The 20932-nt window shown below is 42.3% G+C and carries 22 protein-coding genes and 1 riboswitch; of the genes, 18 read left to right on the top strand and 4 right to left on the bottom strand.

The window, feature by feature from the left end; genetic code table 11:
• Nucleotides 1–90: 90 nt before the first annotated feature.
• The 3 genes from OCU30_RS09115 to OCU30_RS09105 are packed head-to-tail and all read right to left on the bottom strand — an operon-like array spanning nucleotide 91 to nucleotide 1315.
• Nucleotides 91–588, bottom strand: a complete 498-nt coding sequence (locus OCU30_RS09115) for a DUF4865 family protein (protein WP_077311980.1) — start codon at nucleotides 586–588, stop codon at nucleotides 91–93.
• 11 nt (nucleotides 589–599) lie between these two features.
• Nucleotides 600–989, bottom strand: coding sequence for a tautomerase family protein (locus OCU30_RS09110; RefSeq protein WP_077311982.1), 390 nt, complete (start codon nucleotides 987–989; stop codon nucleotides 600–602).
• The gene (locus OCU30_RS09105) at nucleotides 989–1315 is read right to left on the bottom strand and encodes a carboxymuconolactone decarboxylase family protein (RefSeq protein WP_077311984.1); all 327 of its coding nucleotides are present in this window, start codon (nucleotides 1313–1315) and stop codon (nucleotides 989–991) included. Before OCU30_RS09105 ends, OCU30_RS09110 begins: the two co-directional genes overlap by 1 nt.
• A gap of 108 nt (nucleotides 1316–1423) precedes the next feature.
• On the opposite strand from OCU30_RS09105, the gene OCU30_RS09100 reads away from it, so the two are divergent.
• From OCU30_RS09100 to OCU30_RS09025, 16 genes are all read left to right on the top strand, one after another.
• Entirely contained in the window at nucleotides 1424–2293 is an 870-nt protein-coding gene (locus OCU30_RS09100) for a LysR substrate-binding domain-containing protein (RefSeq protein WP_077311986.1), read from the top strand.
• A 301-nt stretch (nucleotides 2294–2594) separates the two neighbouring features.
• A complete protein-coding gene (locus tag OCU30_RS09095; RefSeq protein WP_077311988.1) occupies nucleotides 2595–2960 on the top strand; it encodes a glycosyltransferase family 9 protein in 366 nt (121 codons plus the stop codon).
• A gap of 44 nt (nucleotides 2961–3004) precedes the next feature.
• Nucleotides 3005–3418 (top strand): glycosyltransferase family 9 protein, encoded by a 414-nt coding sequence (locus tag OCU30_RS09090; protein ID WP_077311990.1) that lies wholly within the window; start codon nucleotides 3005–3007, stop codon nucleotides 3416–3418.
• A gap of 368 nt (nucleotides 3419–3786) precedes the next feature.
• A complete protein-coding gene (locus OCU30_RS09085) occupies nucleotides 3787–4761 on the top strand; it encodes a DUF1852 domain-containing protein (RefSeq protein ID WP_077311992.1) in 975 nt (324 codons plus the stop codon).
• A gap of 30 nt (nucleotides 4762–4791) precedes the next feature.
• Nucleotides 4792–5820, top strand: coding sequence for a methionine synthase (locus tag OCU30_RS09080; RefSeq protein WP_077313614.1), 1029 nt, complete (start codon nucleotides 4792–4794; stop codon nucleotides 5818–5820).
• 283 nt (nucleotides 5821–6103) lie between these two features.
• A riboswitch (TPP riboswitch) is annotated at nucleotides 6104–6213 on the top strand.
• 104 nt (nucleotides 6214–6317) lie between these two features.
• A complete protein-coding gene (thiD, locus tag OCU30_RS09075) occupies nucleotides 6318–7175 on the top strand; it encodes a bifunctional hydroxymethylpyrimidine kinase/phosphomethylpyrimidine kinase (protein WP_077311994.1) in 858 nt (285 codons plus the stop codon).
• A complete protein-coding gene (locus tag OCU30_RS09070) occupies nucleotides 7165–7941 on the top strand; it encodes an ABC transporter ATP-binding protein (protein ID WP_077311996.1) in 777 nt (258 codons plus the stop codon). Before thiD ends, OCU30_RS09070 begins: the two co-directional genes overlap by 11 nt.
• Nucleotides 7934–8734 carry an ABC transporter permease gene (locus OCU30_RS09065; RefSeq protein ID WP_077311998.1) on the top strand — a complete coding sequence of 267 codons (801 nt, stop codon included), beginning with the start codon at nucleotides 7934–7936 and terminating at the stop codon, nucleotides 8732–8734. Before OCU30_RS09070 ends, OCU30_RS09065 begins: the two co-directional genes overlap by 8 nt.
• Nucleotides 8735–8784: 50 nt before the next feature.
• Nucleotides 8785–9708, top strand: coding sequence for an ABC transporter substrate-binding protein (locus tag OCU30_RS09060; protein WP_420856683.1), 924 nt, complete (start codon nucleotides 8785–8787; stop codon nucleotides 9706–9708).
• 17 nt (nucleotides 9709–9725) lie between these two features.
• Complete coding sequence (locus tag OCU30_RS09055; protein ID WP_077312003.1) at nucleotides 9726–10397, top strand: TenA family protein; 672 nt, start codon at nucleotides 9726–9728, stop codon at nucleotides 10395–10397.
• Nucleotides 10398–10406: 9 nt separating this feature from the next.
• Nucleotides 10407–11198, top strand: a complete 792-nt coding sequence (thiM, locus tag OCU30_RS09050; protein WP_077312005.1) for a hydroxyethylthiazole kinase — start codon at nucleotides 10407–10409, stop codon at nucleotides 11196–11198.
• Between the two features lie 93 nt (nucleotides 11199–11291).
• Entirely contained in the window at nucleotides 11292–11909 is a 618-nt protein-coding gene (thiE, locus tag OCU30_RS09045; RefSeq protein WP_077312007.1) for a thiamine phosphate synthase, read from the top strand.
• Between the two features lie 335 nt (nucleotides 11910–12244).
• Complete coding sequence (locus tag OCU30_RS09040; RefSeq protein WP_077312009.1) at nucleotides 12245–13639, top strand: GGDEF domain-containing protein; 1395 nt, start codon at nucleotides 12245–12247, stop codon at nucleotides 13637–13639.
• A 303-nt stretch (nucleotides 13640–13942) separates the two neighbouring features.
• Nucleotides 13943–14503, top strand: coding sequence for an acetate uptake transporter (locus OCU30_RS09035; RefSeq protein ID WP_077312011.1), 561 nt, complete (start codon nucleotides 13943–13945; stop codon nucleotides 14501–14503).
• 328 nt (nucleotides 14504–14831) lie between these two features.
• Nucleotides 14832–15761: a bile acid:sodium symporter family protein gene (locus OCU30_RS09030; protein WP_077312013.1), complete on the top strand. Its 930-nt coding sequence runs from the start codon at nucleotides 14832–14834 to the stop codon at nucleotides 15759–15761.
• A gap of 283 nt (nucleotides 15762–16044) precedes the next feature.
• On the top strand, nucleotides 16045–18054 hold the full coding sequence (locus OCU30_RS09025; RefSeq protein WP_159439089.1) for a methyl-accepting chemotaxis protein: 2010 nt from the start codon (nucleotides 16045–16047) through the stop codon (nucleotides 18052–18054).
• A 56-nt stretch (nucleotides 18055–18110) separates the two neighbouring features.
• Here OCU30_RS09025 and OCU30_RS09020 read toward each other — a convergent pair whose 3' ends face one another.
• Nucleotides 18111–18791 (bottom strand): response regulator, encoded by a 681-nt coding sequence (locus OCU30_RS09020; RefSeq protein ID WP_077312017.1) that lies wholly within the window; start codon nucleotides 18789–18791, stop codon nucleotides 18111–18113.
• 627 nt (nucleotides 18792–19418) lie between these two features.
• Between OCU30_RS09020 and citX the strand changes: the two genes are divergently transcribed.
• Complete coding sequence (gene citX / locus OCU30_RS09015; RefSeq protein ID WP_077312019.1) at nucleotides 19419–19955, top strand: citrate lyase holo-[acyl-carrier protein] synthase; 537 nt, start codon at nucleotides 19419–19421, stop codon at nucleotides 19953–19955.
• The gene (citG, locus tag OCU30_RS09010) at nucleotides 19955–20884 is read left to right on the top strand and encodes a triphosphoribosyl-dephospho-CoA synthase CitG (protein WP_420856682.1); all 930 of its coding nucleotides are present in this window, start codon (nucleotides 19955–19957) and stop codon (nucleotides 20882–20884) included. The genes citX and citG overlap by 1 nt, the downstream gene beginning before the upstream one ends.
• Nucleotides 20885–20932: the final 48 nt, after the last annotated feature.

The following is a 20932-nucleotide window of genomic DNA, read 5'->3' as shown; positions in this document are numbered from 1 at the left end:
GGTAAGCTATTTTATTTTGAATGATTGTGCTGGATAAAATCTCCAAGATAGTGGAGGCAGAATTCAACACTGCCTCCACATACCGATGGCTTAGTGACTGGAGGTTAACCCATGAGCGATATAACCCAATGCGTAAAGAGGCGTATTTTGATATTCATTGAGCTCTGAGTCGCTAATCCATTTCAACTTGAGCGCTTGCCAAGAGTGGTAATTGATACCACAAACATCGATTGTTTGTGCACCGCTAGGCTGCATGCATGCGAAGTGATGTTGGCTTGTCGGTTCTACTGGCGCGGATTCAATAAACCAAGTTTTCACACTTGGTTGGCCAAATTGCTCACATAGGGCTTTGAATCCATCACTATTGAGAAATGACATCATGGAATGATGATTTTCCCAAACGTAGAAAGGGGCATAACTATTAACAGGGCTATGATAATTTTTTGCATCTTTACGAGCGTATAAATAAGCTTTGAACACCAATCCGGGGTAACCATTCAATAGATGCCCTTTGTTTTTTATGCGGTTTTCTATCTGTTCCATCGAATAGTCGGAAGGTAGAACGAATGTATATTGCATTGCAATCATGGGTTAGTTCCTTATAAATCTTTAGCAGAGAGACCGGAAGAAAAAGACCAGTCTTCCACATTATTAAATTGAATAATCACCATGATGTCTTCTGCACTAATGGTGATTTCATGTGTTAATCGTTGATTAAGTGCTCGGTATAAAGCTCGTTTTTGAGCATGGCTGCGTGTCTTTCCAGCAAAAATGTGAAATAGAATCCCTGATTCGCTGCGCCCTTGGGTTAGATTTGGATAATATGAATTGAACTTAATTTGCTGTGGCTCAAAGATATCAAACATCTGAAAGCAGTCTTCAGTTGGCACATCAAAATGTTCTTCCAAACACTGCTGTAAAATGATCGAAATCTTTGCATGAACCGTTTCAAAGCGCTCTTTACTGAGTGCAATACGCGTGAATGGCATTAATTACCTCTAGAGTTATTGACTTCATCGAGGCGCTCAATCGCAGATGCGGTGACCGGCCATCCTGCATAAAAGGCTAAATGTGTCATAACCGCACTGAGTTCTTTGTTAGTTAATCCGTTATCGAAGGCCCGTTGCAGATGGCCCGGTAATTGTTCTGTTCGGTTTAAAGCGATAAGGGCTGAGACAGTAATCAAACTGCGTTCGCGAAGGCTCAAAGTGTCATCCTGCCAAACTTGTCCAAATAAAGTATCTATAGTGAGTCGGTGAAATTGAGGAGCGAGTTGGGCGATTATCGTCATGAGTTCGTTTTCTTGTGATGTCATTTTTGTCCTTGTTTAGTTTCGGGGGATAGGGAAATAATAAGTTGAAATTTTGATGTAAAAAATCAAAACTATTGGTATTAACTGTTTTGTTTTTCAGGATTATCAAATATGCGCAGTCTTGATTTAGATGCTTTACGATGTTTTGTTTTAGGCATTGAACTCGGTAGTTTTGCTTTAGCCGCAGAGCGACTTAATCGTTCACCCTCTGCGGCGAGTGCCCAGTTAAAAAAATTAGAACAGCAATGCCACATGCAGTTAGCAATGAAAGTGGGCCGACACCTTGAGCCAACCGAGGAAGGGGAGGTGGTGTTGTCTTATGCTCGTCGTATGTTGCAGCTCAACGATGAACTGATGGCTAGACTCACTGGTGAACGATTGCAAGGGAAAGCAATATTTGGTCTGCAAGAAGATTTTAGTGATGCGTTATTACCTAAACTCCTCGGGGCTTTTTCACGAACTCACCCCAATATACAGTTGCAGTCGGTCGTGGGTCGTCACCAGGAATTACTTGATGGGATTAGCTCTGGTGAACTGGATTTTTCGCTAGGCTGGGAAGGCGAGAAAGGGGCAGCCTATAGCGAGTTTTTAGCTGAGTTACCAATGCAGTGGTTTGGGCCTGCGAATAAACATCTCAGAGAGTCGGTGCTGACTGGGAAGCCTTTGCCACTAGTGATGCTTGATGGTTCCTGTTTAATTCGCAAACAGGCTACAGAAGCGCTCGATCATCATGGAATTCCGTGGAAAATTACGTTTGTTGGCCGTAGTCTTAGTAACTTATGGAGTGCGGTTGATGCTGGATTAGGCATTACTGTACGTTCTTCTTTTAGTCATCCCAATAACATTACGACGCTGAACGGTTTACCCCAATTGGGTAAGCTAAGGCTATGCCTTGATAGAAATCAGTATCAGTTAGATCAAGTCCAAGCTCAACTTTATGGCGAATTGAAGCAGCAGTTGTTGCACTATCTGGCAAGTTAATCAGCTTTCATTGCATGCTGAGCGAGGTGTGATTGTGAAAGTATTATGAATTCTTAAGCTTCCTTAAGTCTAAATTAAGTTTGTATTTATACTATAGGTAGCACATTACGTTGCTATTGAGGTTTTATGAGTATAAATAACGTCTTACGTTAAGTTGACCATTATCGCCGTCAGAGAATGTCGATACTGAACCGATGTTGTACAGAGCATTGGGCAATGATACTTATCACCGTGTAGATCTTATTCCGGTCTCACACGTACAAACGATTTTAATTGTTCGTAATAATAAGCGAATCGGAACATGTTTTTTCTTCTGCCATTTGTTAAACAAATGCGGACCGCCTACCCAGATGCGCATATTACCCTGCTATTGTCTCAGCCTTGGCAAGGACAAATATTTGAAGAGATTGGTATCGATAATATCGTGTACTCGAACTTTTTAGCAGGGAAGTTATGGTCTTTTTATAAACAAATGCAACAGTTGAAGACGCAAATGTTTGATTTATTAGTGACGCCATATTCTTCTTCTGAAGATAGTTTGATCGCGTCGATGATTCCAGCCAGAAATAAAGTGGCCTCGGATCATCCGGGACGAAATAGCGCATTTACTCATGTTTTTGATAACAGTATGGCGAGAAACACAGCGCATTCAGTAAGTTATTTCTAGTTGAGCGTTTAACAAAACAAAAACTCAATCGAGTAAACCATACAATGGCATTTACGGATAAGGAATTAGCGGAAGGTATTGTTGAAAAACAATTACTTTGCCGTAGTCATGAGCCGACGATCGCATTTTTCCGAGGGTCGCGAGGAGCGAAGAAACTCAATGACCAGCAATGGCGAGAAATTCTCGATACGATTCAAAGCTATAGCCCAGTCTCGATCCAGTGGATTGAAATATTAAGTCCAGACATTAAAAGCTCACTTATCTCCAATAGCTTAACTTACCAAAATAACAATATGCGTGCGCTGGGGAGCTTTCTAAAAAACACCACAGAGTTTTTATCGTGCGATACTGGCCCATTACACTTAGCCGATGCCGCTGGAGTCCAATGTATTGGTTTATTTACTCATACCTGCCCTAAAAAATATGGTGTGCTCGGGGAAAATAGCATCAGTATTTAAAATGTTAAATCACAGGAAATGAAAGCGTATTTAACTCGCTTGTTTAATCGCTCGGCATCGATGGTTAATGAGGTGTGGTCAAACGTGACAATTTTACCCTTAACCTATAGATCGCGACGGCCAGTACAGGTACGTATGCCTCTCTATTCACGTATAAATAGCCATCTAAACTTCTATCATGAATATTCTTCATGCAGCATATTAAGTAATAACATTGTTCTTCGTTCAGAGTTATCGCTATAAATATAGTCAAGACATCACTTAAATCGATATACCGCTCAATCTCAGTCAGGTTGTTTTAAGAAATACTGAGATGAAATAGGCATCAAAACTTACGTTTTATCTCAGACTACGGATACCAGATCGCTATGAAGACAGAATTTGCATTTACAATCAGAAGTATCACTCTTGATGAAAATTATCATCCTGCCACCAACACACGTACCACGACGAACTTTGCTAACTTGGCACGTGGCGAGCACCGCCAGCAGAATTTACGTAATGCTTTAGACATGATTGACGCACGTTTTAATGAGTTAGCCTCTTGGGATAACCCGCACGGTGATCGTTACGGCGTTGAGTTAGAGATTATCTCGGCGGATATGGATCTGGAAGGGTGCAGCGAAGTTTTCCCATCGATTGAAGTATTGAAAACTTACATTGTCGATCGTAAAACCAATCAGCGTATTGAAGGTATTGTGGGGAATAACTTTTCGTCTTATGTGCGTGATTATGATTTCAGTGTGTTACTACCAGAGCATAACAAGAATAAAGAGACGTTCACCATTCCAGATGACTTTGGGGTGTTGCATGGTCGAATCTTCCAGTCATTGGTGAATTCAGATGTGTATAAAGAAAACTTTTCTAAACGACCAGTGATTTGCTTGAGCGTGTCTGATAGTAAAATTTACCAACGCACTGAGAACCATCATCCTATTTTAGGCTTTGAGTATGAGCCGAACGAATCGTCATTAACAGAACAATACTTTAAGAAGATGGGCTTACAAGTTCGCTACTTCATGCCTAAAAACAGTAAAGCGCCATTCGCATTTTTCTTCTTTGGTGACTTACTTAATGATTACACAAATTTAGAGCTGATTAGCACGATCAGTACCATGGAAACGTTCCAAAGAATTTACCGTCCTGAGATTTATAATACTCACAGTGTGGCCGGTGAGCGTTATCAGCCGAATTTAAAAAATCCCGATCATTCACTGACTGATATTGTTTATGACCGTGAAGAGCGTAGTCAATTGGCGATCGAGCAAGGCAAGTTTGTTGAAGCGAACTTCATTAAACCTTATCAAGCATTTCTTGAACAGTACGTAGCGGACTGCGCTTAATAATTAATTGAATTTACAATGGCTTATATTATGACTAAATTATTTCCGACTTCAACAGCTGGCAGTTTACCGAAACCCACTTGGCTAGCACAACCCGAAGTACTGTGGTCTCCCTGGAAACTGGAAGGTCAAGAACTGATTGATGGTAAACAAGATGCATTGCGTGTTGGGCTGCATGAACAGCAACGAGCCGGTATCGATATTGTGAGTGACGGCGAACAGACTCGCCAGCATTTTGTAACTACGTTTATTGAGCACCTTAATGGTGTGGATTTCGAAAATCGCCAGACTGTCACTATTCGCAATCGCTATGAAGCGAGCGTGCCTTCTGTAGTAGGGGAAGTATCACGTCAAAAACCGGTGTTTGTGGACGATGCGAAATTCTTGCGTCAACAAACCGATCAACCAATTAAATGGGCATTGCCAGGCCCAATGACCATGATTGATACCTTGTATGATGGTCACTATAAGAGTCGTGAAAAACTGGCTTGGGAATTTGCTAAAATTCTTAACCAAGAGGCCAAGGAACTAGAAGCGGCAGGAGTCGATATTATTCAGTTTGATGAGCCAGCGTTTAATGTGTTTTTTGACGATGTCAATGATTGGGGAATTGCCACGCTAGAACGAGCCATCGAAGGGCTTAAATGCGAAACTGCAGTGCATATTTGTTATGGTTACGGCATTAAAGCCAATACAGATTGGAAGAAAACTCTTGGAAATGAGTGGCGCCAATACGAAGAAGTTTTCCCTAAGTTGCAACAATCCAATATCGATATTATTTCGCTTGAATGCCACAACTCGCATGTGCCTATGGAATTAATGGAATTGGTGCGCGGCAAAAAAGTCATGGTGGGGGCGATTGATGTGGCAACTGATGTCATTGAGACGCCAGAAGAAGTCGCCGCGACCTTGCGTGAAGCGTTGAAATACGTTGATGCAGATAAACTGTACCCTTGTACGAACTGCGGTATGGCACCACTGTCACGTCAAGTAGCACGCGATAAAATGAAAGCACTACATGCTGGTGTTGAGATTCTGAGACAAGAGCTTTCGGCTTAGTTTTACCGCGGTTGTTTGTTGTCACAATAATCGGTGACCTGAACAGCCAAGCCCAGTTTAATCTATAACCTAGGTTACCGTTGGATAGGAGCGTCTATAGCGCACTGTGCAAACGGTAACCTTTTTGGTGTCTGCCTCGATGATACTGAGCTACCGTAACGTTGAATGGTTTTTCTTAATTCATCGAATTATGAAAGCGTTACCGTTCTCGCATAAATCAATCAGCACACTAATTTAAGAAAAAAAGACATACCTTTTTGGCATGTCTCCTGTTATTCTTTTGGCGTAATAGTCGGGGGGCCAGTGCACATTGTATTGGCTGAGATCGAATACTCGAGACCCGCAGAACCTGATTCAGTTAGCACTGGCGTAGGGAACTATTTGCACTTTGACATTAGCGGGTTTCATCCAGTTAATTTTTTTGCCAGTCCGATCTCCGATCCTTCTTAGCATGGCCAAAGTTGTTAGTTCCTGTTACGCCTGTAATAGGAATGACTATGGCACAATCAAAACAGCAAACAACACAAGTTACCAATTCACATACTATTCCTGTGGTTTTGACTATCGCAGGATCAGATAGTGGTGGCGGTGCTGGGATCCAAGCAGATATAAAAGCGATGTCGGCGACCGGCAGTTTTGGCTGCTCGGTAATTACGGCGATCACCTCGCAAAATACTCAAGGCGTTTCGGCGATTTTTCCTATTCCTTTAGCGCACGTTGCCAGTCAGCTCGATGCCGTGTTTACCGATCTCAATATTGTCGCGGTGAAAATTGGTATGCTCGCGGATGCAAACATTATCCAAGTTGTTGCCGATAAAATACAACAATATCAACCTAAGCATTTGGTGATTGATCCCGTAATGGTTGCAACCAGCGGCGATTTATTACTCGAACAAGCGGCAATCAGTTCCTTGAAAAACAAACTCATCCCACTTGCCGACATTATCACCCCCAATTTGCCAGAAGGTGCCACATTAACGGGACGGCCAGTACCGCAATCAGAAGTAGAAATGAACGATATGATTGACGATCTGCGTGCGTTAGGCGCAAAGGCTGTCTTGTTGAAAGGCGGACATTTAGAAGCGGATGAAAACAGCAACGATGTATTGATTTTACCGACATCATCAGAGGTTATTAGAGCCAAGCGTATAGCCACCAACAACACTCATGGTACCGGATGTACGCTGTCTTCCGCGATGGCTTCTTATTTGGCACAAGGACATGACTTGTCGCAAGCCGTTGTATTAGCAAAGCGCTATATCAGTGCAACTCTTGCTCATGCCGATGAGCTTAATATTGGGCGTGGGCACGGCCCAGTACATCATTTTTTTGCAGGTCATGAGTATGTACGCTAGAGCATTTGGTATTGAGCTGGTGAACGCTGGGTTGCAATACAATGATACCCAAACACCGGTACTTGCCGGGATTACGATGACTATTCCCGCCCAGCAATGGACAGTAATGTTGGGGCGTAGCGGCTGTGGAAAAACCACAATGTTACGTTATCTCGCTGGGCTTTTAGAAGACCAAGTACAATGGAGTGGGCACCTTAATATTACGCATAATCACAGGCGAGAACAGCCTATGGTTGTTCATGAGCATATCGCTTATATGGCGCAGCAAGATTTGCTCTTGCCATGGTTAAATGTATTGGACAATGTCTGTCTTAGTACTCGTTTTTCTGCTTCACCCTCCCATTCAGAGCAAGACCGTCAACGTGCGCTAACACTGCTTGAACAAGTGGGGTTAGCGGACAATGTCGACGCTAAACCTGCTCAACTTTCCGGGGGCATGCGTCAACGTGTTGCGCTAGCACGCACCTTAATGCAAGACAAGCCGCTAGTGCTAATGGATGAGCCATTTTCGGCGCTTGATGCGGTGACTCGTCATAAATTGCAGGCGTTATCTGCTGAATTATTAAAAGAAAAGACCGTTATGCTGATTACTCATGACCCGCAGGAAGCGGTGCGTTTAGCGGATCAATTGTATGTATTGCAAGGCACGCCAGCACGAGCCCAGCGTTTGGATGTCCCTATGACAAAACCGCCGAGAGTGATAAATGGTGAATGTGCGGAATTACAGCAAATGATTTTGCAGCAATTGGAGAAAGATTATGAGTGAGATAGCTCAACCAAACTCTGCAGCGCAACGCTTGAGTAAAAAAGAGCCTATTACTTATCCAGCGCTGCGCTTGGTGATTAGCCTTATCGTTATATTCGGCGGATGGCAATTGGTCGTTATGGCGTTTGCAATACCTAGATTTATCTTGCCATCACCAGTGGCGGTCCTTGAGCGTCTCGTCGTCCGTTATGATGTTTTGTTGAAAAATACCTGGGTGACGGCACAAGAGATTTTATTGGGTTTAGGACTTGGGTTATCGATGGGCTTACTGTTTGCCTTGATGATGCTGATGTTTAAGCCGCTTAAACGTTGGTTACTGCCAGTCTTGATTGCCAGTCAGGCGATTCCAGTGTTTGCCATCGCCCCGGTTTTGATGCTGTGGTTAGGCTATGGCATTGCTTCTAAGGTCGTGATTTCAGCCATCATTATTTTCTTTCCTGTGACGACATGTTGCTATGACGGGTTACGTAATACCCCAACTGGCTACTTAGATTTGGCCAAAACCATGGGCGCCTCAAAGTGGCAGTTATTGCGTCATATTCAGTTGCCAGCGGCTTTACCGACGCTGGCTTCTGGAATACGGGTGGCGGTGGTCATTGCTCCTATTGGTGCGGTCGTTGGTGAATGGGTCGGCTCAAGTGAAGGTTTGGGGTATTTAATGATCCAAGCGAATGCTCGCATGATTATTGATGAGATGTTTGCGGCGTTATTTATTCTCGCCGCGGTGTCGATCGCACTGTATTTCATTACCGATAAATTTTTGAAAAAAATGATCCCTTGGGAAAATAATTAGAACTGATTGAAAAGGAATTTTTTGTGAAGAAACAAATATTAATTAGTGTTATGGCGTTACTCGTTTCCGTTGTATCCAGTCACGCTATCGCCGCACAACAAACCATGACGCTGATGTTAGATTGGTTCGTTAACCCCAATCATGGCCCGATAATTATTGCCAAAGAACGTGGCTATTTTAAACAACACGGTTTGCATGTAAAAATCCAAGAGCCGGCTGATCCTAGCACTCCCTCTAAATTAGTCGCGGCTGGCAAAGTTGATATGGCGGTGTCCTATCAGCCTAATTTAACTATTGATGTCGCAGCTGGCTTGCCGCTTATTCGCTCGGCCACATTAATTGCAACACCGCTTAATACCGTATTTGTTTTAGATAATGGCAAGATTACATCGATTGCCGATTTAAAAGGCAAAAAAATAGGTATCTCGAATCCTGGTAATGAAGAAGCCGCAGTAGGAACAATATTAGCCGATGCTGGTTTAACGGTGTCTGATGTGAAAATCATTAATGTGGGTTGGGCATTGTCTTCATCACTCGCATCTGGAAAAGTGGATGCTATTTCGGGTGGATACCGTAATTTTGAAGCGAATCAATTAGCATTAGAAGGGTACAAAACTAAGGCGTTTTATCCAGAAGAACATGGCATTCCTGCATATGACGAATTGGTGTTTGTGGCCAATGCGAAAAAATACGACCAGCAAAAAATCGAAGCTTTTAATGCCGCCATCCAGCAAGCAACAACTTACATTATTAACCACCCTAAAAAGTCTTGGCAAGAGTTCGTTGCTTATGCACCTGATACTTTAGATAACGAACTCAATAAACGTGCGTGGAAAGATACCCTGCCGCGTTTTGCGCTGCGCCCAGCCGCCGTTGATCTTAAACGTTACGATGATTATGCCCAATTTTTATACGCACATAAGATGATTAAAACGCTACCACAAGCCAAAAACTATGTGCCGATCTTTCACTAAAGGACAGGGATTGAATTATGAACTATCAAGATCTTATCGACGCATGCCAAGACGACTGGCATGAATATGTCGAACACTCGTTTGTTCAGCAACTTGCGCAAGGCACGTTAGCACAGCCTTGTTATCTGCATTATTTAAAACAAGATTTTCTATTTCTAAAACAGCGTGCCCGAGCTTACGCATTAGCGATTTATAAATCTCGTACGTTACGTGATATGCGTCAAGCTCTGCCAACCATTTACAGCCTGCTCGACGGAGAAATTGCGCATCACGCGGCTTATTGTGCCGAATGGGGGATTGATGAAACCACCATCGAAAGCGAGGTTGAAGATTTTGGTACGGTTGCATATACCCGCTATGTGCTCGATGCCGGAATGGCAGGGGATTTAGTTGATCTGTATGCCGCGTTTGCTCCCTGCTCAATTGGATATGCTGTCATTGGTAAAAAGCTGATGGAAGATGATCATACTGTCTTGGAAGGGAATCCTTATAGCAGCTGGATTCATTTATACGCAGGTGAACAGTTCCAGAGTGGTGTGGCAAAAGGAGCGGAATATTTTAATCAGATGTTGGCTGAAATCGATATTCATAGCCAGCGTGGTCAAAACCTAATTGAAGTGTTTAAAACTGCGACTCGGATGGAAGTCGCATTTTGGCAACAAGGTTTAGATGTTAAACAAGGCTGTTGAGGAGTGACCATGTTAGTAGAGCAGATCACGCAGGCGCTGACAGCCGTGCGTGAGCAAAAACCGCTAGTGGTGAATATTACCAATTTTGTCGTGATGAATAATACGGCGAATGCGTTGCTTGCCATTGGCGCGTCACCGATTATGGCGCATTCAAAACAAGAAATGGCAGAGATGATGTCGTTTGCTGGGGCGCTAGTGATTAACATAGGTACGCTAGATAGTGACTGGATACCACGGATGAGCTTTGCGGTTGAACAAGCCAATATTCATAACAAAGTCGTGGTGTTAGACCCGGTAGGATGTGGAGCCAGCTCATTGCGCACTGCGACCGCACGAGAGATTGCTCGCTTGGCCAAAAAACTCATTATTCGTGGCAATGCGTCAGAGATTATTGCCTTAGCCTGTGAGCAGGCAAAGAGTAAAGGTGTGGATGCACTCAATAGTAGTGATTCTGCAGTAAGCGCTGCACGCTTTTTAGTCACAGAGTATGACGCGAGTGTCGTTATCTCGGGCGAGGCTGATTATGTTGTGACTCATACTCATACGGTGAGACTCAATAATGGTCATGCTTTAATGCCTTATGTTACGGGGATGGGGTGTACGCTGACCGCATTGACTGCCGCCTTTGCGGCAGTAGGTGATACCTCAGGGGTAGCAGCTGCTGCCGTTCTTGGGGTGGCTGGCGAAATGGCGGCCGAACAAGCTCGTGGTCCGGGGAGTTTACAGATGACGTTGCTTGATGAGTTATATCAACTAAATGATGAAACCTTAAAAACACGGTTAACACTGCAAGTCATCTGAGCCATCTATTGTTTATCAATATTATCACTCTTGTTTGCGTTGAACGTTGAACGGGTCATCGCAAGCAAGGGAGCAAGGGAGCAAGGAAATACAATGAATAACGTATACCGTTTATACTTGGTCACCGATGATACGCTCGATCTCACCACACTAAAGCATGTGGTCCGTGAAGCGGTAAAAGGGGGAGTGACATTAGTCCAAGTGCGAGAAAAGCATGGAAATGTACGCGCTTTTATTGAGCGGGCACAAGCGATTAAAGACATTCTGCAAGGCACTGGCGTGCCGCTAATTATTAACGACCGAGTTGATGTTGCGCTTGCGGTGAATGCCGATGGCGTGCACTTAGGTCAATCTGACATGCCGGTGACCATCGCCCGTCAGCTTTTGGGGGCAGATAAAATCCTCGGACTATCCATAGAAACGCAAGCACAATTGACTCAAGCACAGACGATGCCGCTCGATTACATCGCGTTAAGTGCGATTTTTCCAACTCAGACCAAAACTAATACGACCATGTATTGGGGGGTTGAAGGGCTGCAGAAAACCGTGAGCATGACATCGTTACCTGTCGTTGCGATTGGCGGCATTAATGAACATAATATTTCCGAACTTTGTGCCACCGGCGTTGATGGTCTGGCGCTTGTTTCTGCGATATGCAGTGCGGATGATCCTCAAGCTGTATCACGATATTTTATAGAATTAATGAATTGATTTTTTGTGATGACTTTTCATAAAGCTCTTATTAATAAGTCGTGATTGATGCTGGGGAACTCCGACTTCTTATGAGGTATTTCTACCGATTGCCCATCCTGAGCGTTGTTTATGACTGCTTTTTGACTTGTTTATTACTCCTTAGGTTTTTGCTCACTTTACTATGGCTTATCGTCGTTCAATGTTCTGGCAGTGACGATTGTTAAGTATTTAGTTGATAGTTCTATAATATAAATTATTGAATTTATTTGTTTTATAGGCTTGGCAAAGCGTGATGTTCACGACTAGAATCAACTCATCTCTCTCTATGTTATGTTGATGGAAGCATTAATTATATGGATCACTCCAGCAAGCAAGATGTCACCGATACTTGGAAACTTGTCGATAAGGTCCTGTCTCTTGTGCGCCCGTTTGGTGCGATTACCGTATTGTTTGGTATAATATCGCTTGCTGGATATTTCGGCTCAATAGAAGGACTATATCGTCCCATTGATAATGGCCCCGCCACTCATCCACTGACTGCGCTAATTATTGTTTTACTTGGTTTTTCTTTGTATAAAAACGTGCAAACCCCCTTAGAAATTAAACAACGCCATCTATTTGCCTTTCTTGCTTTTATCTTTACCGTTATTCGACTGACTGATGTGGTATACCAGTCTGATTTTTCGCAATATATTACGCCATTTCTCAGTGATGTATTAAGAGAATTGCAAACAGGTAAAAGTAATTATATGGGAGGAAATACCGCATTAATGTTGCTGTTTATCTCTAGTTCGATAGTGGCATATAACTTTAAAAAATATGTGTTCTCACAGATGATTGCGACCATTGCGGTTTCTATGCCGTTGATTACCATTTTGGGTTATACCTATGGGCTGACTAAGTTTTATGGACAAATGTCGTTGTTCACTGCGACCGCTGGTTTTGCGCTTTCTGTGGCAACGGTGGCGTTAACGGCAGATAAAGGCCTAGTTCATGCGTTATTGAGTCCACATATCGGTGGTAAAGTGGCTCGTTTTCAGTTCGTGACTGGCTATATTTTTCCGGTTGTTATTGGCTATTTCATAGTTAAACTAACCGTTGCGCCACAAGGGAGTTTATTTGGTGTGTTTGTGGTTGGCGTGTGCTGGTTTATTATGATTATGGTGGGTATTTCTGCGCTTGTTGTCGAAAAAGTTGATCATAAACGCCGGCTTGATGAGGAAAAGCTTCATCAAGCAGCGACAACCGACTCTCTGACTGGGTTATTTAATCGCCGTGTGTTTTTTGATGCGGCTAATCATGAAATGGCTCGCTTAAAACGCTCCGGTACATCGTTGTCAGTATTGATGCTTGATGTTGATTTTTTCAAAAAAATTAATGATAAAGCCGGACATGCGATGGGAGATCAGGTCCTCATACAACTTAGCCAAGTGCTCAACTCATCTCTACGTGAAGTTGATATTATCGCGCGTGTAGGAGGGGAGGAGTTTGCCATTATTTTACCTGATACCTCACAAGAAGGAGCACAACGAGTCGCTGAAAATTTACGTCGCAATGTTGAAAAAATTGTCGTTGCTAACTGGACACCGATTTATGGGCCCGTGACGATATCGATTGGGGTCGCTATGGTAGAAACCAATACGCAACAGACTTTTGATGAGATTTTAGCTAATGCAGATAAAGCGTTATATCAATCGAAAGCGAATGGACGAAATCAAGTTTCTCTATATCAAATCGATGGTTGTTAACACTATTTTGGACGAGTATGGACATACGCTTTTAAGTTGGTTGGCCACTTTCAATCGTTTTAAAGCCTCTAACGCTGGTATTTTTTCAATCAAAAAAGTGGATAAAGTACGTTGCAGTGCTGTAGCTGGTTTAAGGCTAAGATAGACACTGACTGAAGCTTACTCTTTGTGGCGGATGGTTGTATATTATAGACCATTTGTATGGGATCTTATATTTCATTTTTACTGTCTATCTTTTCGATCTCGCTTCTTTACAATCCGCGCTTTATTTCTATATATATTTCTATTATTCAGGGTATTTGAATGTCGACAAAATTAGCGAATCCAGCACCACTAGGGTTGATGGGGTTCGGGATGACGACCGTATTACTTAATATTCATAATGCGGGCTTTTTTCCTTTAGATTCTATGATCTTAGCAATGGGGATCTTTTATGGTGGTTTAGGCCAAGTATTGGTCGGCATGATGTGTTTTAAGCGTGGTGATACATTTGGTACTACTGCGTTTACTTCTTACGGTTTATTCTGGCTATCTTTAGTTGGTCTTATTGTGATGCCAAAAATGGGCTTAGCTGCGACACCTCCAGGATTCATGGGATGTTATCTCGCATTGTGGGGGATCTTTACCGGGTTTATGTTTATTGGTTCTCTGCGTTACCCGAAAGCGAAACAAGTGGTATTTGGTTCTCTTACCATCCTATTTGCATTACTTGCTGCTGAGCACTTTACGGGAAGTCATATGCTTGGGAAAATTGCCGGTTATGAAGGTATTTTCTGTGGTTTAAGCGCCATTTACTTTGCGATGGCTACCGTACTAAATAACGAATATGGTCGTACGATTTTACCTGTAGGTGAAGCAAAATAAGATCACAACAATCGTGAAGAAACATGCTCATTGATGTGTTTATTGAAAGGCCAGCAAATGCTGGCCTTTTTATTTATATCGATAAATTCTAACGACTTATTTGTTCAATCTATAGGCAAGTTAGCAGAAAACCGTTAGGCTAAGCGGTGTTCACTATGGACGAGGTAAAAACAGTTATGGACTGCTGTTGATAGAGAACACTATATTTAACCTATGTATAAACGGTTTATTAAAACATAATAAAGAACACGTTCTGCGTAACGGTGAATGAACATATAATAAAATTTATCACTGTTATGTGATACGCAGGATGACAAAGGAATGTATCATGCTTAAAAAATTAACGAATCTCTTCCCTGTATGGGCAGTGTTATGCTCATTATGTGCTTTTTGGCAGCCAGAATGGTTTACGAGCCTGAAAGCTGGAATTGTCCCTTTACTCGTCGTGATTATGCTGGCGATGGGACTGACGCTACGCCCAGCCGATTTCCTAAATGTGGTGAAAAATAAGCGTGCTATTGGCGCGGGATTAGTGCTGCAATTTAGTGTTATGCCATTGACCGCGTTAATGGTGAGTACACTATTAGGTTTTGACCCTGTGCTGACTGTCGGCATGGTATTAGTTGGGAGTGTGGCAGGAGGAACCTCTTCTAATGTGATGTGTTATCTCGCTAAAGGAGATGTGGCGCTTTCTATTACAATGACTGCTATTTCTACATTGGTGGGCGTATTGATCACGCCATTATTAGTCGCGGTGTTGGCAGGAAAAAGTGTCGATGTGCCAGTTGCAGGTATGCTGCTTAGCTTAGTCAAAATCGTACTTGTTCCCGTCGCTATTGGTGTTATCGTCAATGTGTATTTTCATTCCGTTACGGCCAAAATGGACGATATTCTACCACTCGTATCTATGCTCGCGATTGTGACAATTATTGCGATAGTGGTGGCGCTAAATGCTTCGCAACTTACTCAGATTGGTCCAATTGTCGCCCTCGCTGTCATTATTCATAATAGTGTAGGGCTAACACTCGGTTTTTGGGTGTGTCGTTTTCTGGGGTTTGAGAAAAAAACTTGCCGCACAGTGGCTTTTGAAGTCGGGTTGCAAAATTCTGGACTCGCCACTGCACTTGCTATGAAGTTTTTCACGCCAGCGTCTGCGGTCGCCGGCACGATTTTCTCTGTATGGCATAATTTATCTGGTTCAGTGTTAGCTGGTTATTGGGCGAAAAAGCCGTTAGACCATGATAAAGCGCAGAGTTAACCACTTGACGATGGTGTCTTATTATCTTGAAAAAACCGGCAATAAGCCGGTTTTTTGTTTGAGTGATAGGAATGTGAGCATAGAAAAAATAGACAAATAGAATAGTAAAAACGCCTTACAGATGACTAATTCTCATCTAAAATACGTTAATATCAGCGTGTATTTAATTAGTGCTTGCTGTTTATTCAAGGCTCGTTTTCATTAATTATTCTATTTATTTTTATTTAATTTATCGATTTTTAAGATGTTTCAATATGAAACTCGCGATAAAAAGAGGCTCACTATGTTTTTCAAAACAAAGTCACAAGGTCCGAAATCAGATGCCGAATGCGCTGTGACCCTAACTAAAACACTCAAAAGTAATGAAATTAATACACAGACATTATCTGATTGTGAGTTAGTGGGTGGGACAGCTTTGGTGTTAGCGTATATTTCCCCGCACTGTGATTTTACTGAAGTCAATCGTAAACTTAATAGTGCTATGCCTTTTGCCAAACAGGTTATTGGTGTGATGACCGCTGGTGAGTTGGGTGGTGGAGATAAGGATGGCAAGCTGTATCATGACGCCCCAAGCAGTTGGGATCGTGTCATTGTACATGCTTTTTCTACTCGGTTATTTAGCCAGTTATCTATTCATACTGTGCCATTATTTAATCAAGATAAACAAGGTAGTGGCAGTCTCTATACTCAATCGGAACACCGCGTACAAAAAATCATTACAGAACTTAAGAAAGTTAAGGTCCCTTTTTTTATTGATAGCCACGATACCGTGTCGTTAACGTACTTTGATGGGGCGATAGGCAGTGAAGACTTCTTTACGAAAGCCATGTATGAATCGAAAATGTTTCCTTGTTACTTCATCGGTGGCAGTGCAGGGGGAAAATTAGATTTTAAGCATGCACCTGTGTCTGTTAATGGCGAGATGAAAACGGGCAGTGTGATCATGTGCTTTGCCAAAATCGCTAAGGGTTATCGTTATGGAATTATGAAAAGTCATAACTTTGATAATACAGGCCACGGATTTGATATTGTTGATTTTAATCCATTTACCCGGACATTGCATTCGGTCCTCAATGAGCAATTACAGCTACAAACCCCCGTTGAATGGTTATGCCAGTACTTTAAGTGCTCACCAAAAGAGGTAGAGTCAAAACTTAATAAATACTCGTTTGGCGTTCAGGTTGGTAATGAGTTGTTTATACGCTCTGTCGGTACGGTGCAAGATGATGGTTCACTTGCGATGTTTAGTGACTTGGGATTTGGTGAGCGTTTATTTTTGGTGAAAGCAAAGGATTTTGTGCAGTCAACGACACAGGACTATCATAAATTTCTCGCAGACAAACCGTCTAAACCTGTGGCGATGCTGCTAAATGATTGTATTTTACGTCGCTTGAATAATCCGGAGAGTTTATCCAAAGTAGATACGTTTAAAGGTGTCTGCTTATCCGGCTTTTCAACTTTCGGTGAGTTTTTAGGATTACACCAAAACCAAACCGTGACAGCCATTGCGTTTTTTAAAGTGGGAGAGAATGACACATTCCGTGATGAGTATGCGGATAACTTTAGCTTTCATTTAGCCTCATTTATTAGCTATTACATGCAAATGAAGTTGGTGGGCGAAAGAAAAATAAGTTCATTACAACGTAATGTTATTGAACATATGAGTCATATTAATCCAATGCTACAGGGCGCGATTGAGCAGCTTGAGAGTAGCGCCTCGCATTCTGCGACGGCGGCTGGGCAGCAAGCCACTTTAGCAACTCAGTTTTCACAATTTATGACGCAAATTCATCAGCAGCAAGCTGAACGTGAAAATTTAGTGCAAGGTATGGGGCATCTAAAAGAGAGCGCGGATCGTATCGTTAATATTATCCAGTCGATCAGTGGTATTGCCGACCAGACAAACTTACTGGCTCTCAACGCGGCAATTGAAGCGGCTCGTGCAGGCGAAGCTGGGCGAGGTTTTGCTGTGGTGGCGGATGAAGTACGTGCTTTATCTAAGCGCACTCAAAAAAGTGTGCATGAAACAGGTAATACGATTGAAGATGTCACTAAAGCTATCAGCGAGATTAGCAAAGGCATTGAGAGTATTAGCCAAGTGCTTACTCAGGTGGAAACCGACTCACAACAGTTCAGTGGTGAACTCAATACGATGTCGGCCGATTCGAAAAATATTGCACAAGTAGCTGAAAAAGATATTCAACAAGCCCAAGAGGCTCAGGAAAGAATTACAGAAATAGAGAAAGAAACCCAGCTAATTGATAAGTTAGACGCGATTGCTAATCGTCGTTAATTACTTAGAAGTCATCGTATAGGGGGCAAGTTCAATTGCCCCCTCATGGTTTTTTGTTATTGTTTTCTGTGATAGATACGCTCAGGCCTACCGACTTTACCATGCATAATGTGTGCATCTAATAACCCGCTTTCTACTCCAAACTCCAAGTAACGACGGGCAGTGGTTTTACTGATCCCTAATGCATCACCGAGCGATTCAGCGGTGTACGCTTCATCCGATTGTTTATATAGCGCTTTTAATTTGTCTAAAGTCAGTTCATCGATACCTTTGGGGAGGCTTTCGATATGCGTATGTTTGGCCTGAAAATTAAATAAATCATCAACATGACGTTGGCTGACATTATCACTCGCTTTTAAGGAGCTCATGTATTTGAGATAACGATCTAGAGAGTCAACCATTCGTTCATAAGCAATTGGTTTCAAAAGGTAATCAAACACACCACAGCGTACTGCTTCACGTACCGTATCAATATCGGTAGCAGCCGTGATAAAAATGACGTCTGGTGGGTTAGGTTGGGTATTCAATTCTTTTAGTAACTCAATTCCATTGCCATCAGGTAAAAAATTATCGAGAAGAATGAGTTGAGGTTTCATAATTTTGATGATTTTGCGTGCTTCGGCGATTGAGTTAGCCATGCCCGTCGCGCGAAAACGGTGCGTACGTTGCAGATAATAACTGTGTAACTCTGCAATCGTCGGCTCATCTTCAACAATCAGTACATCTATGAATTCCATTGTGCATCGGCTCTATTGAGGGTGAAAATTCAAAATGGTATCTCATGGAGCGGTATAGTGAACAATCGAGCCCCATTAATTCGCCTAACATATTGGTTGTTAAATATAAATTAATCAATGATTATTGTGGTTACGTTTATATTGTTTGTCGGGTTTTCGTAGTATTCGCTTTATATTCATAGAGTTATTGTCTCATTTCATATGCCAAGTTAGCGTTACCTTGTCTCCGTTTTGCTCTATTTTTAGATAAGCAGGCATGCCTAACAAAAGGGAAGTTGCTCCACAGTTGAGTGTTTTAATTGGTTTAATAATTAACGTCATAAAAACCATAAACAGCATTAATACCTTGTTTTAGAGTGATAAATATCTATATGTGACGCAGAGAAAACTTTCATGATGAACATGAGTGTGATTGCAGTTGCATCAAATTTTTTGTGTAAAAATAAAATTTTTTTGATAATACGCATTGATTCTCATCACATTTCACGCATTATTGAATGTAAGAGGCAATAAAGCATTCACGGTATTGTGTGCCAAGTTTATCAAGGCTTTGTGGTATCACAATATTCAGTTGTTTCAATAAAACCATTGTCAAAGCAATGAAACTTGGAAATATAGGTAATATACATGGCTATTCCCATCGACGTTGAAGTCGGTTTAAGTGATTTAATGAAGCGTCGAACCGCTCGCGGTTATCAACAATCCGCTTGGATTAAGCGGCACTCCCTTCCCGTTATTTCTTTTCGCATCAATATGCCTGGGCCTGTGAAAATGAATCACGCCAGTTTAAAAGTGATGAATGCTGGATTACAAGCGGTGCGTAAAATTTGCGCTGAAAATGGTTGGACTATCATTGGCAGCCAAAAAATTAATGAAAAAACGGGTCCAGAGGCGATGATCTGTATTCAAGTTCCCTCTGCTACGTTACTTAAAAAAGCAATGATGGAGATTGAAAATACTCACCCTTTAGGTCGCTTAATGGATTTGGATGTTATTGATGCTGAAGGAAAAGTTATTTCACGCCAAGGTGTTCAATTACCTAGACGACGTTGTTTGCTGTGCGAAAAAGATGGGAAATTGTGCGCACGTTCACGTCGTCATGATTTAAGCGATCTTATGGCAGTCATTGAAGAAATGACACATGACTATGAGTGCTACGCTTAATACATTCATTATGTTATTTAATCGAGGTTATCGTGGCGACTCCTTCTCCTAGTCAGAAACCGGTTTTTAGTTTACCGAAGCTAATCGCTAACTTGGCCTATCACGCAATGAGTGTCGAAGTTTATTTGACACCAAAACCGGGATTGGTAGATAAGCGAAACAATGGATCTCACCATGATATGAATCTTGATTTGTTCGTTGCCAGTGCTGATGCAATTGCTCCTTATATGGAACGTTTCGTTATCGCAGGTCGAGCAAGTGCTAAGCAAAGTGTTACTGAGTTATTACAACGATTACGCCCAATAGGCCAAGAAGCCGAGCGAGTTATGCTGCGGGCAACTCACGGGGTTAATACCCATAAAGGCATGATTTTTAACCTTGGCCTGATTTGTGGTGCTGTGGGATGGCTTGAAGCCAAACAACTCAAAGTGGATACCTTGCACATCAAAGAAGTGATTCGTCAGTCCTGTGAAGGGTTGGTTTACGATGAGTTAAAAGCGCGTGTCGAGTTACCTGCTGCGACGGCAGGTGAACGTATTTATCAGCAATTTGGTATTAGTGGTGCTCGCGGTGAAGCTGCTTCAGGTATGGCGACTGTCATGAATTATGCATTACCAACCTATCAAGAGTGTCTGCGGGCATCATGCTCTGAAGAAGATGCGTTATTACGTACGTTACTCATTATTATGGCAAATAACGATGATACGAATGTGGTCTCTCGCGGCGGCATTGAAGGGTTAAGATTTTTACAAAATCATGCGTCTCAAATACTGGAAAATACCTCGATTAGGGACCACAATATAAAGACTGAATTGATCAAGTTTGACCAAGAGCTTATTGCTCGCAACCTCAGTCCTGGCGGGGCTGCAGACCTATTGGCGTCCACTTGGTTGATTCATGAAATAGTACAGTTGTTTACAAAAAAATAAGATTGGGTTCGTCATTTATTTAAGTGGCACTTTGTGTGTTTGCCTCCC

Source organism: Vibrio palustris (genome assembly GCF_024346995.1).
Classification (GTDB): Bacteria; Pseudomonadota; Gammaproteobacteria; order Enterobacterales; family Vibrionaceae; genus Vibrio; species Vibrio palustris.
Note: the sequence above shows the minus strand (reverse complement) of the source record. Positions and strands in the feature narration are given on the sequence as shown.

Excerpts from the sequence above, each read along its gene's own strand:
- OCU30_RS09080 (WP_077313614.1), top strand. The coding sequence starts at position 4,792 with ATGACTAAATTATTTCCGACTTCAACAGCTGGCAGTTTACCGAAACCC.
- thiE (WP_077312007.1), top strand. The coding sequence starts at position 11,292 with ATGAATAACGTATACCGTTTATACTTGGTCACCGATGATACGCTCGAT.
- OCU30_RS09060 (WP_420856683.1), top strand. The coding sequence starts at position 8,785 with ATGGCGTTACTCGTTTCCGTTGTATCCAGTCACGCTATCGCCGCACAA.
- thiM (WP_077312005.1), top strand. The coding sequence starts at position 10,407 with ATGTTAGTAGAGCAGATCACGCAGGCGCTGACAGCCGTGCGTGAGCAA.
- OCU30_RS09100 (WP_077311986.1), top strand. The coding sequence starts at position 1,424 with ATGCGCAGTCTTGATTTAGATGCTTTACGATGTTTTGTTTTAGGCATT.
- OCU30_RS09110 (WP_077311982.1), bottom strand. The coding sequence starts at position 989 with ATGCCATTCACGCGTATTGCACTCAGTAAAGAGCGCTTTGAAACGGTT.
- thiD (WP_077311994.1), top strand. The coding sequence starts at position 6,318 with ATGGCACAATCAAAACAGCAAACAACACAAGTTACCAATTCACATACT.
- OCU30_RS09115 (WP_077311980.1), bottom strand. The coding sequence starts at position 588 with ATGATTGCAATGCAATATACATTCGTTCTACCTTCCGACTATTCGATG.
- OCU30_RS09085 (WP_077311992.1), top strand. The coding sequence starts at position 3,787 with ATGAAGACAGAATTTGCATTTACAATCAGAAGTATCACTCTTGATGAA.
- OCU30_RS09040 (WP_077312009.1), top strand. The coding sequence starts at position 12,245 with ATGGATCACTCCAGCAAGCAAGATGTCACCGATACTTGGAAACTTGTC.
- OCU30_RS09105 (WP_077311984.1), bottom strand. The coding sequence starts at position 1,315 with ATGACATCACAAGAAAACGAACTCATGACGATAATCGCCCAACTCGCT.
- OCU30_RS09020 (WP_077312017.1), bottom strand. The coding sequence starts at position 18,791 with ATGGAATTCATAGATGTACTGATTGTTGAAGATGAGCCGACGATTGCA.
- OCU30_RS09035 (WP_077312011.1), top strand. The coding sequence starts at position 13,943 with ATGTCGACAAAATTAGCGAATCCAGCACCACTAGGGTTGATGGGGTTC.
- OCU30_RS09070 (WP_077311996.1), top strand. The coding sequence starts at position 7,165 with ATGTACGCTAGAGCATTTGGTATTGAGCTGGTGAACGCTGGGTTGCAA.
- OCU30_RS09030 (WP_077312013.1), top strand. The coding sequence starts at position 14,832 with ATGCTTAAAAAATTAACGAATCTCTTCCCTGTATGGGCAGTGTTATGC.
- OCU30_RS09095 (WP_077311988.1), top strand. The coding sequence starts at position 2,595 with ATGTTTTTTCTTCTGCCATTTGTTAAACAAATGCGGACCGCCTACCCA.
- OCU30_RS09090 (WP_077311990.1), top strand. The coding sequence starts at position 3,005 with ATGGCATTTACGGATAAGGAATTAGCGGAAGGTATTGTTGAAAAACAA.
- citX (WP_077312019.1), top strand. The coding sequence starts at position 19,419 with ATGGCTATTCCCATCGACGTTGAAGTCGGTTTAAGTGATTTAATGAAG.
- OCU30_RS09055 (WP_077312003.1), top strand. The coding sequence starts at position 9,726 with ATGAACTATCAAGATCTTATCGACGCATGCCAAGACGACTGGCATGAA.
- OCU30_RS09065 (WP_077311998.1), top strand. The coding sequence starts at position 7,934 with ATGAGTGAGATAGCTCAACCAAACTCTGCAGCGCAACGCTTGAGTAAA.
- OCU30_RS09025 (WP_159439089.1), top strand. The coding sequence starts at position 16,045 with ATGTTTTTCAAAACAAAGTCACAAGGTCCGAAATCAGATGCCGAATGC.